Raw genomic sequence first — 15227 nt, forward strand, 5'->3', positions numbered from 1 at the left:
TAATCCGCCCTTGTAATTTATACTCCCAATACCACAAATTCCAACAAGGATGCGTCCACAAAGATTCGTGGCCTCAAAATGATACGGATGTCAGTAGAAAAAACCAATGCGGCAAGAGCTGTAATTGAAATGATAGACGACGGTATGATAGTAGGGTTTGGTTCAGGTTCTATATCTCAAACATGATTGAGTTATTGGAGAAAGCATGTTAAAATAGCCTGATAATCAAAGGAATTGCCTCTTCGTCTGAATCTAAAAAGTTGGCAAATAAGGTTGGTATTCCTATTCTATCCCTTAATGATGCTCCCCATATCAACATCAATATTGATGGTGCAGATGAATTTGACGGCAAATTACAACTCATAAAAGGGAGGTGGTGTGCTGTTGCGGGAAAAATAATTGCCCGCTTTGCATCCAAGAATGTTATAATTACAGATTCCAGTAAAAAAGTGCAGCAACTCGGAAGTTTCCCATTGCCTATAGAGGTTATTTCATTTGCCCAAAAGAGAATTTTAGGATGAGTTGTCCCAAATGGGACTAAATCCCATGCTTTGGACAATTAATAATAAAGAATTTAGAACTGATCACAATAATACAATTCTGGACTTGAATATATGGGGGCCCATAGACATTGAATCGTTACAAGCAGCATTGGCCGGAATTGTGGAAACAGGTCTCTTCTTGGATACGACAGACCTTGTAATCATGGGCATTGGAAATGAAACCATTACTTTTCAATAAACAAAGACCATTGATTTCTAAAGTTTTGATAATAAAAAGATACTCTCTAAAGAAATATCCTCTTTTGAGACACCTTTATTACTAAAAAAGAAAAATCCACCTTTTTGTTTAAGCCCCTCATTTTCGGCTCTTTTTAATCAAAAAAGTAATCCCGGATTTCTCCATGGTCCTATTGGAATCATGGAAATCCCAAAACCCAATGAATCAAAAACAGACGTATATTATATTGAAAATTAACCCTAAAAATATTTGGCAAACCATTGGATGCCATCCAAACCTTCCCGAATATTTTTGACTGTGACCTTACTGGGTTTAAAAGAGGTTATCTTGGGGTCGGTCTCAAAGATCTCTTCAATGGAATAGGCAATGAAATTCAGTCCAGCTTCCAGTTCCAGTTGGTAATCATAAGTCGCCTCCACCACATCACCGGAAAACTGATATGTGGTCGTACATTGCATGTTCAAAGTCGTGGCCTGGTCCACATAGATGAGTTCGTAGAAAGTACCCTTTTCAGGGTTATTGTAGGCCTCGTCTTCCAGCCATGGGATCATGTCCTCGCTGGTCACCGGAAACAATACGCCGGCATACCGTCCTTTATACCACAGTGAAATGGGGTTGATCCGTGCAGCCATAATTTCCGGATACGTCGCTTCCCCCTGTCCCAAGCAATTGAAAGCAAGGGCATATTTGACATCGCTCACGACCATTTGTTGTTCCTCGTTTTTAGACAGAAAACTATCCTTGGGTGGAAATGTAAATTCCAGCGTTCCATCGGCCTTTAATTGTCCTATGAAAATAGATCGGTCAAGTCCCAATGGCCAGATGGCAATATCCATCCCCTTCATCCCTTTTAAGGGGTTGACAAGTTTTCCCGTTAAGGTCTGGGCACCGCCCAATGTGCAGAGCAGTAAGGTGAGTAGTGTAAATAACTTTTTCATCTATTGTGTTTTGGTGTTTCTGTTTCCTTAACTGTTGGCTTTGTAAAAAACTTTTTAAGGGTTTTCGCTATGGTCATTTTTTAGATAATCTTAAAGGTAAGGGTCGTATGGATCGGTTGCGCATCCCTTTGTGCGGGTTTCATTTCCAAACGAATTTCATAGGTTCCGGGCATCAGCTTCCCTTTGTTGCCATTGGCCGCTTTTTGAAGGAGCGGGATAAAATCAAAGGCTTCCACAGGAACATACATATCCCCCGGCAACCAAGGCCAATCAGAACGTTGGCTGCTTCCAATGGTTTTTCCATTGTGGGCAAGGGTCGTTTTCATCTGGAACAGCACAATGTCCTTATCCCCGGAGGTGTTCTTGAACCGGAACAGGATCTTGTGCTTGCCATCCCTGAAGTTTTTGAAAAGGGATACCGGTTCCTGTGATTTCCACTCGGTGATCTTGTTCCAGCCTTCCACGTTCAATTTTCCCGAAAGGGATTGGCCGATAACCGTGGAAACAGCAAGGCAAAACATAAGGCACAATATATAACGAAAAGATTTCATATGAATTTATATTGATATTTTTCAGGTTTTTGTGTCTCCTTCCGACACAACAGGCCATATTGGCCGTAATCGGTCTAAAACACCTGCCGAACCGAAAATAAAGAGTTGACAATTTCATTTTCAATTGGGCAGATGCATCCGTTCCATTTTACTCCACTGCGGTCACGGTGAAGGTATAGGGCGTTGTCCAAGTGTCCGGCAAAGGTTCATCAAGGTTGAGGTCGGCTGTTTTGCCATCGTTCATAAACGTACGTGCCCGCACATAGTAGGTACCCGCATCAAGTGTGGCATTGGTGGTCTTAAAGTACAGTGCCCCATCTTCCTTGTCTCCCGGCATACCTGAAATGGGCGTTAACGTGGTCACGATCTCCCCCCTACTTTCTCTATATACATTGAGGTCGATGAAATCATCGGAAGGGCTTTGCAGCAATTGTACCTGCAATCTGGCCGGTTGGAACAGGACCACTTTGTAATAGTCATCCTGTTCTTCCTGGATACCATAGCCCTCATTGTTCTTGTTCGCATAGGCCTCAATGACCTCATCCTTTGGGATGAACTTGGCCTCATCAAAATTGTCATTGGGTTCATAGCAGTCCATGATACCCACATATTCCCATGATATTCTATACGGTTCCGGATAAACATCCGATGGTGGTGATGCATTGTAAAAAGGTCTTGCCATGACGTCATAGGCAATGCCCGGATGCGCCGAAAAGGCCACTTTTCTGGTAAGGGGGGTATCGGTTCCGGCTGACGTACCGTTGATGACGGGAACCTCTTCGCCAGAAACCGAAATAGCTATCCACGGTTGGGAAGGAAGGGGCCCTGTTGATTCCAAGGTAACGATATAATACCCCCCTGCCGGATCCGTCGATACCGGGAGCAATCCGGGAAACTCATCCTCTTCACCAGCTTCCACCCATAGATCATCCTTTGCCATGGAAAAAGCATCCGGCTCATAAGGTTCACATTCGTGCAGCTCGGCAATGGGAGCGATAAATGTCCTGACCCATTTTTGGACATTGCCCGTACCGGGGCTATTGACACTGATTCTCAAGGTGTCGTCCGAGCCCATTTCCATGAACCCGCTGTAATAATTCTGGTCAGAGCCCAGTTCACCGTGTTCGTAATTGGTTTCCCCGGTGGCCTCAATGTCTTTCCATTTGATGTTGTTTTCCTGTAGGCTGGTGTTTGCCGGGTCGGTCAGCACACCCTGGTCGTTGGTGACCGTGACTTCCATACCGTTGGCATCGGGGTTATTGCCCCCTACCCTGTACCATTTTCCCTGCAGCGCATCGAGGTTATATTGCGGTTGCGGGTCATCATTCTCCCCGTCGGAGGAACAACTGCCCACTATCAAGGCCAAGGTGAACAAATACATGATTTTTGTTGAGGTTTTCATAGATATACTAATTAGTGATGTTTCCGTTGTGATAAAAATTGGCATCCACATGGTGGTAATACTGGGATGCTTTAAATGTTAAATGGATCAGTCCAAAAGGCCCAATAGTTCCTTGACCTCGTCATAGCCCATTTGCTGCCATGCCTTTGCATCCAAGACGTCCTTTTCCCCAGCTTTGGCAGCATTTATCTGAATACCGGCCGGAATGAGCACATAGCGCAACTTATAGTTGCCTGTCAGGTCTCTTATATCTTCTGGTAGTGCCGTAGTGCCGGACGGCCTTCGGACACTAAGATAGAAGTAGTTAAAACCCGGATTATCGCGTAAATACCAACGGGCATGCCAGTTAGAGGTAATGTCTGTGTAAGGTAACTGGTTTGTCCAAGCACCATTGATGGACAAGTAGACCAATAATACGCCACCGGAGGCCGTCATGCTTGTCAAGTCACTATAGCCTACGGCATTCAATATGGGTGCGGGAATGGAGTATGCCGCTTCACGAAGATAAGACACAGCTGTATTGGTCCAGGGCTTCAAGTTTGTCCAAGTACTTGCCACCACATTGGCCGTGCCCTTGAGGTTGATGGGGGTGCCCCACCCAGAAGCTGACTTGGGACCAAAAAGATCTCCGGATTCTTGGTTGAGGAAGTAATCCCCCTCGGCCCCTTCCCCAATTGAGGGATCGACCGTACCACTGAGAAACTGGCTCCCCGGCGCCCCGGCATCGCCCTGATCGCCTTTTTCCCCTTTCAATTGGAGCGGTGTGCCCCAACCGGAATCGGTTTTGGGCCCGTAGAGTTCACTGCCCGCCCCATCCAGGTACATATCGCCGTCATTACCCAAGGTTTCCGCAGGAGCACCATTGCCAAATAGGATAAGTGCCCCATCCTTTCCGGGAATGCCCTGGGGGCCCATGGGACCTGTTTCCCCGGTTTCACCTTGGGGACCCGTGACGGTTTCCTCACTGCATGACGCAAGGAGCAATACCGCCATATATAAAAATAGAGTGTAAAATCGTGTGGTTTTCATGTTGAGGTTTTTTGAAATGTCTAATGAAAACAAACTTAGCCGTTCACACTTCCCCTAAAAACCCTGATTTAGAATTTGGCCTGTCCAACTTAGAATTCGGAAATGGTGTCTTTAGGCACCAAATTCTAGTCCACAATGGCCAAACCCTAATTTGTGGTGCAGGGGATGGAATCATTTTATATATTGGAGGGATCATTGGAGGCCCTGACAACCCGGTCTTTCGTGCCTATGCGATTTCAAACATGGAAAAATGGAAAAAATAGCCCCGGTCATTGTTTTTCTCCTTGCGGGGCTGTGTTCCCTTTCCGCACAGATTAGGGCCGATTCCCTTCCTTCCCGAGTGGACCTTGTGGGCCATCCGGAAGTACAGGCTTTGCGGAGCAGCCGGGAGGAATCCCTTGAAAAAATCTTGAAAACCGATGGTTGGAAAGCGTATGATTCCTCTTTTGCCACCACCCCGGAAACGGCAATCTGGATCAAGTTCCCGCTTGAAAACACCACACGTGATTCGCTTAGCACTTACCTCTTTTACAGCGGTTTCCACATGGATTTGTACCTGCAAAATGATGGGGAATTCGAGCATTTCAAAAATGGTTACTTAATCCCCTTGGGAGAACGTTCTGAGCCCAAATGGTATTTTTTTACAGCATTGGAACTATTGCCCTTGCAGCGGTCCCTATGCTATATCCGTATCGTCAATGACTACAAAACGGGCCGTACCAACATGCCGATCTTGTATTCCAGGCCCGACTATTTGGATTTTATGGACGGGGTCAGATCAGAGGAAGCCCCTTCCATTGCCTTTATCTATACCTATATCATTTCGCTCTGCTGTATCCTTGTATTTGCCTTGGCCTTTTGGTTTCGCTTGCGCAAGCGGGTCTATTTCTATTATCTCGGCTATCTTTTCTTTCAAATTTTATATGCCTTTGCGATATTGCAAGCCACTCTGGCAACGGTAGGGAACCTCGGAATGTATGCACCACAACTTTCCAACACCGCCATAGAAACAGCCCAGTTTACCTTTATAGGTTTTTACATTTTCTTTATCCTTTATTTACTGGAAATCAAAACCTTTGACCAAAACCTATCAAAGGCTTTGGTGGGTTTGGCCATTCTCTGTTTTACATATGCCCTGCTCAATATAATTCTCATCTTTCATCAAGGTTTGTACAGTGAAACCAGGTCAATGGCATCCTTAATTGTCCGCCTCATTGTCCTGCCACTGAATGTTGCCCTATTCATTTGGATTATATTTAAAGTGAAGCATCCGCTCATGAAATATTTTGTGTTGGGACAGAGCCTGTTTTTTATCGGTGCTCTTGTTTCCTCCTTTATTCACTACAACAAATTGCATTTGGTGCCGGATGGTATGTTCAATTTTCCACACGCACAGCACATCATCTTCCAAGCAGGGCTTCTGGGCGAAGTGTTCTGCTTCTCCATAGCGCTTGGGGAAAAGGTCTTCCTCATCCAAAAGGAAAAGGACAGGGCCAGCCAAAAATTGATCGAGCAACTGCAACAGAACCAGATCATGGAGGAAAAGATGCGCAAGGAACTGGACGAGCAGGTACAGCAAAAAACCGAAGAGTTGATCAAGCTCTATTCGGAAATGGAAAAGCAAAAGGAAGAACAGATCAAGAGATCCTTTGCTGAACGTCTCCGCGACATGAAAATGTTGGCCCTTCGCTCCCAGATGAACCCCCATTTCATTTTCAACAGTCTCAATGCCCTCAAAAACCTCGTCATGTTGTCACGGGAGGAGGATGCCATCCAATATCTGGACAATTTTTCGGTGCTGCTCCGCACGATATTACAGAACAGCAGCAAAAATACCATTACCGTGGAAGAGGAACTGGAGATGCTGGAACTCTACCTCTCCTTGGAAAAAAGTCGTTTGGGCGAGGATTTCTCCTATACCATCCAGTGTGACTCGCGCGAGGCACTCTCACAATTTACCATCCCTCCCCTATTGTTGCAGCCCTTTGTGGAAAATGCTATATGGCACGGGCTGCATCCCAGCGGAAAGCCCGAAAAAAAACTTTCGGTCACGTTCGACACCTCACAGCAACTTCAGATCACCATCGAGGACAATGGAGTTGGGCGAAAGGAAAGTGGCAAAGCCAAAAAGACACATCCATCTGCGGGGACACGCATCACCCAAGAGCGATTGTCCCTCTACAACCATATCAGCGAGGCCAAAATGCACCTGGACATTTTGGATCTTGAAAACGACAAGGGCATGCCAGAGGGCACCCGCATAACCATAACCTATAACGGATAACCATGGCCAATATCATTATCATCGATGACGAAATGCACTGCGTGAACGTATTGAAAAACCTCATCACCAAGGTGCATCCCGACTACAAGATCGCGGGGACGTTCTGCAACTCCATCCAAGGTTTGGAGTATCTTCAAGCCCATACCCCCGATCTTTTGTTCCTGGACATTGAGATGCCCAACCTGAACGGTTTTGCGCTGCTGGACAAAATCCTGCCCATCGATTTTGATATTATTTTCACGACGGCCTATGACCAATATGCCATTCGGGCGTTTCAGTACAGCGCCATCAATTATCTGTTAAAGCCCATTACCGAAAAAAGTATAGTGCAGGCATTGTCAAATTGGGAAAAACGCCGCAAGAAAACCTATCCTGAACAATGGGAACTATTGCGGCACAATCTGAAGGGCACGGTGAAGGACCTGTCCAAGATTGCCCTGCCCACTGGTGCCGGATACCATATTGTCGAGATCAAGGACATTGTGCGCTGCGAATCGGATAACAATTACACCAACTTTTTTTTTGATGATGGAAATAAGCTGCTCATTTGCCGGACGCTGAAGGAAATTGAGGAAATGTTACAGGACTATGGCTTCCTGCGTGTGCACCAATCCCATTTGATCAATCCCCAATTTGTCAAGGGTATTTTGAAAAGGGACGGGGGCACCGTGATGATGAAAGACGATAGGGAAATCCCCGTCTCACGGCAAAAAAGGAATGAAATAAACGGCATCCTGGAGTCCATGTTGCGGTTTAAATAAGTTGGAAAATATAGGAAGCGTATTGCCTCTTGAGGGTGTTGGTCCTCTTTATTGACCTACAAATTAAAACCACGCCTAAGATGATATATGATCAAAACGATCTTCTCATTTCCCAACCTATATCAGCCCCTTGATCTAAAATCTTCAAGGTGAGAGGTTTCTATGATGCCAACATCAAAGACCCGTAAATTATATGGAGTGTTTCATTTCCTTTGGGTGATCATAAAAAAATGAAGTCAGGTGTAATTGATAAATGGACTAAAGAATTAATATATGAACACCTGCAAAAAACGGGCATGGCATACCATCTTCGCCGGAAAAAAATGAACACAGCAAAATAACCAACAAAGTGCTGACCTGCAATATACTACAACGAAATATAGGGTGGTTCATTCTGCCGTTTTCAGTGGCTCCCATTATCCGTGCCATGCAATATTGACCATTTTATGTAAAATCCGGTAAAAAAATTAAATTTAAAACACAAAGTGAGCAAGCGTAAGTCATTGAAAATGGGCTATTTTGCTAAAAAGTTCAAGTCCCGTCCAACCTAAATTCAATCAAAATACCTTAAAATAAATGCTTACAGTTTTTTTTCAATTTCATTGATGCCAAAAAGTGCCAATTTTCACCATCTATAAAGATGGGCAATTAGCATTCCACCTTTTGAAAAGTGCTCTCAGCATTCAATGTATTCAGCTGTTTTATAATCTACTGAAATGATTCGTCAACATTTGATTTTTATCTCTTCCGACAAATCGTTCCAAACCCTCGCCAATGTTTGGATGAATGAACATATTTTTCTATCCAATCGACAGATCACTTGCAAAAGGTTTCAGCTTACTATCCAAATAAACCAACTTCATTTACGGCATCTATCAATATACATGGGAGAACCAACGTTGCATCATCCCCGTGGATGGTTTATTTGAGCCCCAAAACAATAAAAATTTAAGTTGATTATTATATTCATTTGACTCAATATAAGCTAGCAACTTGTTAGCAGGCCAGTGTATAAAATGATTACTACTACTTGCCCTAACTTCTGGAGTATCTGCAATCTCCTGACACCTTTATTGAATAGTTTACAAAAAGCCAATATAAATATTTAAAAAAGTTAAATTATATTTTATTATATTTATTTTTATATTTTATAATTGTTTTTTATTATTTCTTTTAATTTTATTTAATTTCAAATGAGATATCATGAATAGATTTTCGATTATTAAAATAGATTGCCACATTCAAAACTGGGGCCAAATAAACAAAAAGTACAACATATGGAATTTTGTCCTTCCAATTATCCTTCTTCTCTTTTTCGGTTGTGAGAAACAAGGGATTGAAATTGAAACCGCCGATACCAACACAGTAAACCTTTCTGGATCAGATGAATTTTTTCAAATTGCAGTATTGCCGGACACACAATACTATACAGCATTGAAACACAATGGCACAATGGATATGTTTGAGGAACAGATAACTTGGATAAGGGCAAATAAGGAGACTTCAAAGATAGCCTATGTAGTTCATTTAGGTGACGTAGTGGACCATGGGGATGATAACAATAGTGTTGAATGGACAAGGGCCAAGAATGAATTATATAAATTGGAACAAGACGGGATTCCTTACGGCGTTGCGGTCGGAAACCACGATCAAACACCATATGGAAATCCAGCATCCCCAGGTACTAATAGTGGCTATGGCGTATATTTTGGACGTAACCACATGCAATTAAACCCTTGGTATGGAGGGGCCTATGGAAGTTCCAATAATAGCGATAATCATTATGATCTCTTTACAGCCAATGGGGTCGACTACATAGTGCTATATATAGAATTTAATACCCCTGGCCATGCAGAATATAGTTCGAGTATTGAAAATGCTGTTATGAATTGGGCTGATGGCATTCTCAATACTTACTCCAGTCGTAAGGCAATTATTGTGAGCCACAGTATTTTAGGAAGACCTGCGGGTAGCAATAGTGATACCATTCCAGGTCAAGGGAATAATAATGTCGCCAGTAATTTTACAAATCAAGGTGATGTAATTTATGACAGAATGAAACTCCACGACAATGTTTTTTTGATGCTGTGTGGACATATTTCCGGTGAAGGATTTAGAAGAGATAATTACAATGGTCACATTATCAAAAGTTATTTGTCAGATTACCAAAGCAGGAGAGACGCCCCATATACTGTGAATGATAGAAATGGTGGTAATGGTCTGATGCGTTTAATGAAATTCAATAAAACACAGCAAACCCTGAGTGTCCGTACTTTTGCGCCCCGTCCAGGACCAAACATTTTAGAAGTGGATGGAGATAGTGACTTTACAGAGCCCTTGTACAACTAACATGGCCCAAGTACCCGAGGAGGCAAGGAATTGAAAAAATGAAACGATACTTTACATTTCTTGCAATCTTGACCCTATATTTATCCTGTTCAGACCATGATAGAAGCTCATTGGGTGATTTACAGTACACTATTGTCATAGACAAAAATGGAAAGAACATCGAATACTATGACTTTGTCTCCTTATCGTATGAAACAAGAACTGAAACAGGTCAACTACTCAATTCAAGTTATGGGTATGACCCAAGGCCGATCCAATTGTATAGGGTCCACCCCTATTTTAAAGGCGACCTACATACTGCGCTAGGGTTTTTAAGCGCTGGAGATAGCGCACAGTTGAAAATCAATGCCGATTCATTGCACAAGTATTATGGTTTTCCGGAATATGTAGAAGGGAGCCATATCATTTACAATATAAAGGTCCATGAGGTTATCACCAGAGGAAATCTATCGGATAGCCTGCTCAATGCAAAGATTGAGGAATTTAAATTACGTCAAACAAATAGAGCTAAGGAGAAGGAGCATCTCAAGATTAAAAATTTCATTGCTTCCAATAACTTAAATTTCGACTCAACAGATTCTGGCCTATATTACACCATCACAAAAAAGAGTGTCGGGAAAAAACCAAAAATTGGGGACGAAATTTATATCAATTACATTATCTGCGACCTGAATGGAAAAGTCATTCAGACGAACCTAAAGGATGTAGCAATTTCCTCTGGGATATACACTGGGGGATTCAAATATGAACCCCATAAAGAGACGATAACAGAAAATCCAGCTTCCGGTTTCAGTGAAGGGGCTTCCATGTTCCCCATTGGAACAAAAGCCAGGCTTATAATCCCTTCAAAATTGGCCTATGGGGATCAGGGCAATGGAATCGTCCACCCATATGCCCCCATAATCTGTGATTTGGAAATCCTTGAAAAGAATTGAAGGTGGGATTATGTGAACGATTTCAGATAAATACCTAATCCCATTTGGCAAAACCAATCCCTAATTTGGGGTGTACCGAAAATGGTCTCATCAAAACCAGGTTACCTCAAACCAAGGTCTAATCGATCTTAATGACCAGCTCATTTTCCTCTTGGCCCGGCAAGGAGACCTTGATATCTTGCTCGGTCAACCGGATCACCCTCCAATTGTTTGGGTCGTTGACCAAAGCCCCTGTCTGAACCTGTAAAATTTCGTGGCCCTCCGGGAGTTTGATCGTTTTCACAATATTCTTGTGGTGATGTCCTGCAAAAATGAGTTTCAGCGAGGCACTTTCGCCCAAAGCTTGGAAAAAATCATTGGCCAAGTTTTTCTCCGTGCTCTTAATACCAAACGGAATATGCATGAACACCACTTCCACATCATCTTTTGATGCATTCAACTGATCCTTAAACCAATAAAGCTGGGCTTTATCAATATAGGGTACATTTTTGGATTCATCATTGTTATGGAATTGATAAAAACTGTCATCAATGAAAATTAACCGATACATCGTTTTTCCTACTTGAAGGGTCTTGCTATAGTAGGTTCCCTCACTGAAACACGGCAAGTTTTTAACCCACAAAGATCGAGCCCGTCCAACATGGTTTTGGTTGTGCAAAAGTTTATAATCCCTGTTTTCGGCCCAATCAAAAGTAAAGACATCATGGTTCCCAAGGGTAAGTAAAACAGGCGTTGGATAATCCCTGAGTAGTTTGGAGAACTCCCTGGGTTGGATATCCGTGATGGAACTATCCACCGTTCTGGATTCAAAAAAATCAACCAAATCCCCTGTTGCGATCACCAGGTCGCTTTCGGTTTGATCAGGAATGGTTGCCAGAAAATTTCGAAAGCGGCTCTCTCCCAAATGATAATCCTTTTTTTTCCTATACTCCATCATTTCCGGAATATGGGCATACGGATTGAAAATGACATGCAGATCCGAAACATGAAGAATTGATAAGGTATCCCGTTGTGCCATCATGCTGTTATGGACAAAAAGAGTGGCCATCAAAAAAAACAAGCATAGCTTCCGCTGGGTTTTGACTATATCCATTAGTACAAAATTTAAGTTATTATATAGATTTGAAATACGGGTTTCACAATCATCAACAGTGTATCGTCAAGCATTTGGCGTCTTCATCAATTGACCACCTCCTTGAAAAATACCTTTTTAGGACTTGAACCGGCCGATTTCACTTTTTGATGAAGTGCCCTTGAAACCTCGATGGGCCTGTCCGATTCCAAGATATCGGCCCCGTTTTCAATGACCTGTTGATACTTTGTTCTCCGCAATTCCTCACTTGCCTCTTTGTCATAAGTGGGCGCTGCCGAAACCATGCACATGACCCCTTTTCCGTTCAAAAGAGCGTATAATTCCTTGGTCTCTGGTTTGTCCAAAGGTCCCACATAGGCAATCATGTGGTCCCAGGGTATCTGGAGCTTTGCATAATCCTCATACTCTTCCTTGTTCCGGACAAAGGCCGAAAACATGAATTTTTGACTGTGATCAAGGTAAAACTTTGCCTCTTCCGCACTGTGTATCGTAAGCATGACATGACCTTCCATTTGCCATTCCTTCAGTTTTTTGACGGTCAATGACAGGGGTACGTCCTTCTTGTCCAGGTTTAGGACCGTCTTGCCCAAGCTCCAATCCAATGCTTCTTTCAAAGTGGGAATCTGATATTCGGTAACATTGCCCTGGGCATCCTTGAGCCTTAATCTTTTCAGTTCTGCCAAAGTGTGGTCCGAAACCTTCCCAGATCCAGTGGTCGTCCGTTCCAATGTCTTATCATGCATCAGTACGATCACACTGTCCTTGGTGAGCCTTGGATCAACTTCGAAAAATGCATGGGTATGTTTCAACACATTTTCGAAGGCCGCTATGCTATTTTCAGGATAACCGTCCAACTTCCCACCCCTATGGGCACTCAACAAAGGAATGTCATGACCTGTGTGTGCAAAAAAGTTCTGTAAATCCAAAAACCCATTGAGGTCCAATACCTTTAAGGTATCCCGGGAACTTTGCCCATCACATGAAAGCATACATAGTGCGAGTAAACCGCTGACCATGTTTTTCGTACCAATTTCCATTATCCTCATCCGCCTATTCTTTAATCCCGTGAATCCCGGCATAAACTAAATTCCCCTACTATTCAACAGTTTTAACTGAAAGTTGCCCGCTTCATCCAAGGTGAAAAGGGTTATCCTGGAATTCTCTTGGACAATTTTTCTATATGCATTCAAGGGCATTCCCAGTTTATGTGCCATGTAGAGTCTATTGATTCCATTATGGGCAACCACAAGCACAGTCTCTCCATCAGAATGTTTTTGGGCAATGGACGAAAAAAAATCATCAACACGCTCGATCACTTCCCGTGCCGTTTCACCTGATCCCCCGGCCTTTGTGGTTTCGGGGTGATGTTCCCAATTCTGCCAAAGCGTTTCATTTTCGGGGATAAACTCTTCCTTGGTTTTTCCTTCCCAATTGCCAAAATCGACCTCTATCAACCTATCATCCAATATGACATCATTGACACCACTGGCAATTTGGGCCGTTTTCGAGGCACGCAGCAAGGGAGATGAATACACTTTGTTGAACTCCATTCCCTGAAACTGTCCATAGACCTGATTGGCCTGACCTAGACCCTTTTCGGTCAAGGGAATGTCCGTGCGGCCACAATACTTGTTGCCATCTGCATTATACTGCGTCTCTCCGTGACGTAAAAGATAAATGTTAAGCATATTTTTTTTCTTTGGGGATATACCCTTTTTCCATTAATGTTTCCAAAAAACGACGGTAGCCCAGTTCATAAGATTCGGTCAAATCTTGGCTTGGATTCACCTGGACGTCAATTTGTGTCATGGCATTGGCTGATTCGGTGATGGAATCAAAATATGTTTTTGAGGCGGCCAATATAGCTGCACCAACGGCCCCTGAAACATGCTTCATTCTATAAATGGGTTTGTTCATGACATTGGCCCGAATCCGTAACCAAACATCACTGTTGCTGCCTCCACCTGCCGTAAACACGCCATTGACCGGTTCCCCTGAAAGATCTTCAATCATTTCGTAGGCATATCTTTCCACATAGGCCACCCCTTCCATGTTGGCCACAAACCGTTCCAATTTGGACCGTCCCTCGGGTTCAAAACCTCTTGCATTTTCGGCCACAAAGGGGAAGCGCTCTCCTTTTTGTCTCAAAGGATAGGCAAGAAGGTTTGAGGGGATTAGCGATGCTGCATTTTGATTCAATTCAATTAGGTTATCACTAAATTCATTGGTCACCCAATCCGCACCTGTATTGCTAGCACCTCCCGGCATCCAAAAGCCCGAAGGGTGGCGGTGGCAATAAAGCCTGCCCAAGGGGTCCTTTATTTCTTCCTTGGTCACGCCCTTGATGACCATGGTAGTACCTATGGTAGTATTCCAGTTTCCGGGTTTCATGGCACCGGAAGCGATCTGGGAGGCACATCCATCCGTAATCCCTGCGGTGACCTTTATGGCCGGGGATAATCCCAGTAGTTCTGCCACTCCATGGTCCAACTGACCGACAACCTCCCCAGAGGCCACAACTTCCGGAAACCAGCTAGGCTTCAAGCCAAGTTTATCGAACAGGAAAGATGGCCATTCATAATTGAGCACATCGTAGCCTGATTTAAATGCATTGGTATAGTCCGTCACCCCCCATGTGCCGCTCAATTTTCCTGTGATGAAATCGGCCGCATGGGCCCATTTATTTATTTTTTTGGTCTTATCTGGATATTCTTCGGTGAACCAAAGAATTTTGGCCAACCCACTGGAAGTGCCAAAAGAGGTATATCTCTCATCATCGTGTTCCTTAGCAGCAGAAATACAGATCTTTGCCGCATCCTTGGCCCTTTGATCACTGTACATCAAAGCATTGTGCAGGGGTTCATTGGAGCTGTCCAAGGGTATCACCGTCCCAGAGGTAGAGGTTACCGATATGGCAACTATCTTGTCCACATCCAATTCGCCTTTGACGTCTTTGACCAATTTTTGAAGCGAACCCAAACAGGCTTCCCACCAATGCAATGGGGATTGTTCCTCTCTTGAATTTTTGTCCAACGGAAAATCGACTTCGTTCTTTGCCAGTAAATTTCCCGTTACATCGATCAATGCCACTCTGGCTCCTTGTGTACCAATATCGATTCCTAAAAAATATGGTTCCATTACATT

The 15227-nt window shown here is 43.5% G+C and carries 15 protein-coding genes; 7 read left to right on the plus strand and 8 right to left on the minus strand.

Annotation, left to right across the window (positions count from 1 at the left end; translation table 11 throughout):
* Window positions 1-233: 233 nt before the first annotated feature.
* Complete coding sequence (locus FOT42_RS18415) at window positions 234-521, plus strand: ribose-5-phosphate isomerase A (RefSeq protein WP_262884012.1); 288 nt, start codon at window positions 234-236, stop codon at window positions 519-521.
* Window positions 522-531: 10 nt separating this feature from the next.
* Window positions 532-741, plus strand: a complete 210-nt coding sequence (locus FOT42_RS18485) for a ribose-5-phosphate isomerase A (protein WP_151890639.1) — start codon at window positions 532-534, stop codon at window positions 739-741.
* 239 nt (window positions 742-980) lie between these two features.
* Here FOT42_RS18485 and FOT42_RS11060 read toward each other — a convergent pair whose 3' ends face one another.
* From FOT42_RS11060 to FOT42_RS11075, 4 genes are all read right to left on the minus strand, one after another.
* Window positions 981-1679, minus strand: a complete 699-nt coding sequence (locus FOT42_RS11060) for a hypothetical protein (RefSeq protein ID WP_151890640.1) — start codon at window positions 1677-1679, stop codon at window positions 981-983.
* Between the two features lie 80 nt (window positions 1680-1759).
* On the minus strand, window positions 1760-2230 hold the full coding sequence (locus FOT42_RS11065) for a hypothetical protein (RefSeq protein WP_192938377.1): 471 nt from the start codon (window positions 2228-2230) through the stop codon (window positions 1760-1762).
* Between the two features lie 148 nt (window positions 2231-2378).
* On the minus strand, window positions 2379-3632 hold the full coding sequence (locus tag FOT42_RS11070; protein WP_151890641.1) for a hypothetical protein: 1254 nt from the start codon (window positions 3630-3632) through the stop codon (window positions 2379-2381).
* Window positions 3633-3719: 87 nt separating this feature from the next.
* On the minus strand, window positions 3720-4661 hold the full coding sequence (locus tag FOT42_RS11075) for a collagen-like domain-containing protein (protein WP_151890642.1): 942 nt from the start codon (window positions 4659-4661) through the stop codon (window positions 3720-3722).
* A gap of 23 nt (window positions 4662-4684) precedes the next feature.
* Here FOT42_RS11075 and FOT42_RS11080 point away from each other — a divergent pair, with 23 nt between their 5' ends.
* The 5 genes from FOT42_RS11080 (at window position 4685) to FOT42_RS11100 (ending at window position 10990) form a co-directional block, all read left to right on the plus strand.
* Window positions 4685-4924: a hypothetical protein gene (locus FOT42_RS11080; RefSeq protein ID WP_151890643.1), complete on the plus strand. Its 240-nt coding sequence runs from the start codon at window positions 4685-4687 to the stop codon at window positions 4922-4924.
* On the plus strand, window positions 4912-6945 hold the full coding sequence (locus FOT42_RS11085) for a histidine kinase (RefSeq protein ID WP_151890644.1): 2034 nt from the start codon (window positions 4912-4914) through the stop codon (window positions 6943-6945). The genes FOT42_RS11080 and FOT42_RS11085 overlap by 13 nt, the downstream gene beginning before the upstream one ends.
* Before the next feature lie 2 nt (window positions 6946-6947).
* Window positions 6948-7706 (plus strand): LytR/AlgR family response regulator transcription factor, encoded by a 759-nt coding sequence (locus FOT42_RS11090; protein WP_151890645.1) that lies wholly within the window; start codon window positions 6948-6950, stop codon window positions 7704-7706.
* Window positions 7707-8909: 1203 nt separating this feature from the next.
* Window positions 8910-10055, plus strand: coding sequence for a metallophosphoesterase (locus tag FOT42_RS11095; protein ID WP_151890646.1), 1146 nt, complete (start codon window positions 8910-8912; stop codon window positions 10053-10055).
* 38 nt (window positions 10056-10093) lie between these two features.
* Complete coding sequence (locus tag FOT42_RS11100; RefSeq protein WP_151890647.1) at window positions 10094-10990, plus strand: FKBP-type peptidyl-prolyl cis-trans isomerase; 897 nt, start codon at window positions 10094-10096, stop codon at window positions 10988-10990.
* Window positions 10991-11108: 118 nt separating this feature from the next.
* On the opposite strand, the gene FOT42_RS11105 is transcribed toward FOT42_RS11100, so the two are convergent.
* The 4 genes from FOT42_RS11105 to FOT42_RS11120 form a co-directional block, all read right to left on the minus strand.
* A complete protein-coding gene (locus FOT42_RS11105) occupies window positions 11109-12083 on the minus strand; it encodes a metallophosphoesterase family protein (RefSeq protein ID WP_151890648.1) in 975 nt (324 codons plus the stop codon).
* A gap of 86 nt (window positions 12084-12169) precedes the next feature.
* Window positions 12170-13099 (minus strand): glycerophosphodiester phosphodiesterase family protein, encoded by a 930-nt coding sequence (locus FOT42_RS11110; protein WP_151890649.1) that lies wholly within the window; start codon window positions 13097-13099, stop codon window positions 12170-12172.
* 66 nt (window positions 13100-13165) lie between these two features.
* Complete coding sequence (locus tag FOT42_RS11115) at window positions 13166-13771, minus strand: histidine phosphatase family protein (protein ID WP_151890650.1); 606 nt, start codon at window positions 13769-13771, stop codon at window positions 13166-13168.
* Window positions 13764-15221 carry an FGGY-family carbohydrate kinase gene (locus tag FOT42_RS11120; RefSeq protein ID WP_151890651.1) on the minus strand — a complete coding sequence of 486 codons (1458 nt, stop codon included), beginning with the start codon at window positions 15219-15221 and terminating at the stop codon, window positions 13764-13766. The genes FOT42_RS11115 and FOT42_RS11120 overlap by 8 nt, the downstream gene beginning before the upstream one ends.
* Between the last annotated feature and the right edge of the window lie 6 nt (window positions 15222-15227).

This window comes from Flagellimonas hadalis, assembly GCF_007785775.2.
Lineage (GTDB): Bacteria > Bacteroidota > Bacteroidia > Flavobacteriales > Flavobacteriaceae > Flagellimonas > Flagellimonas hadalis.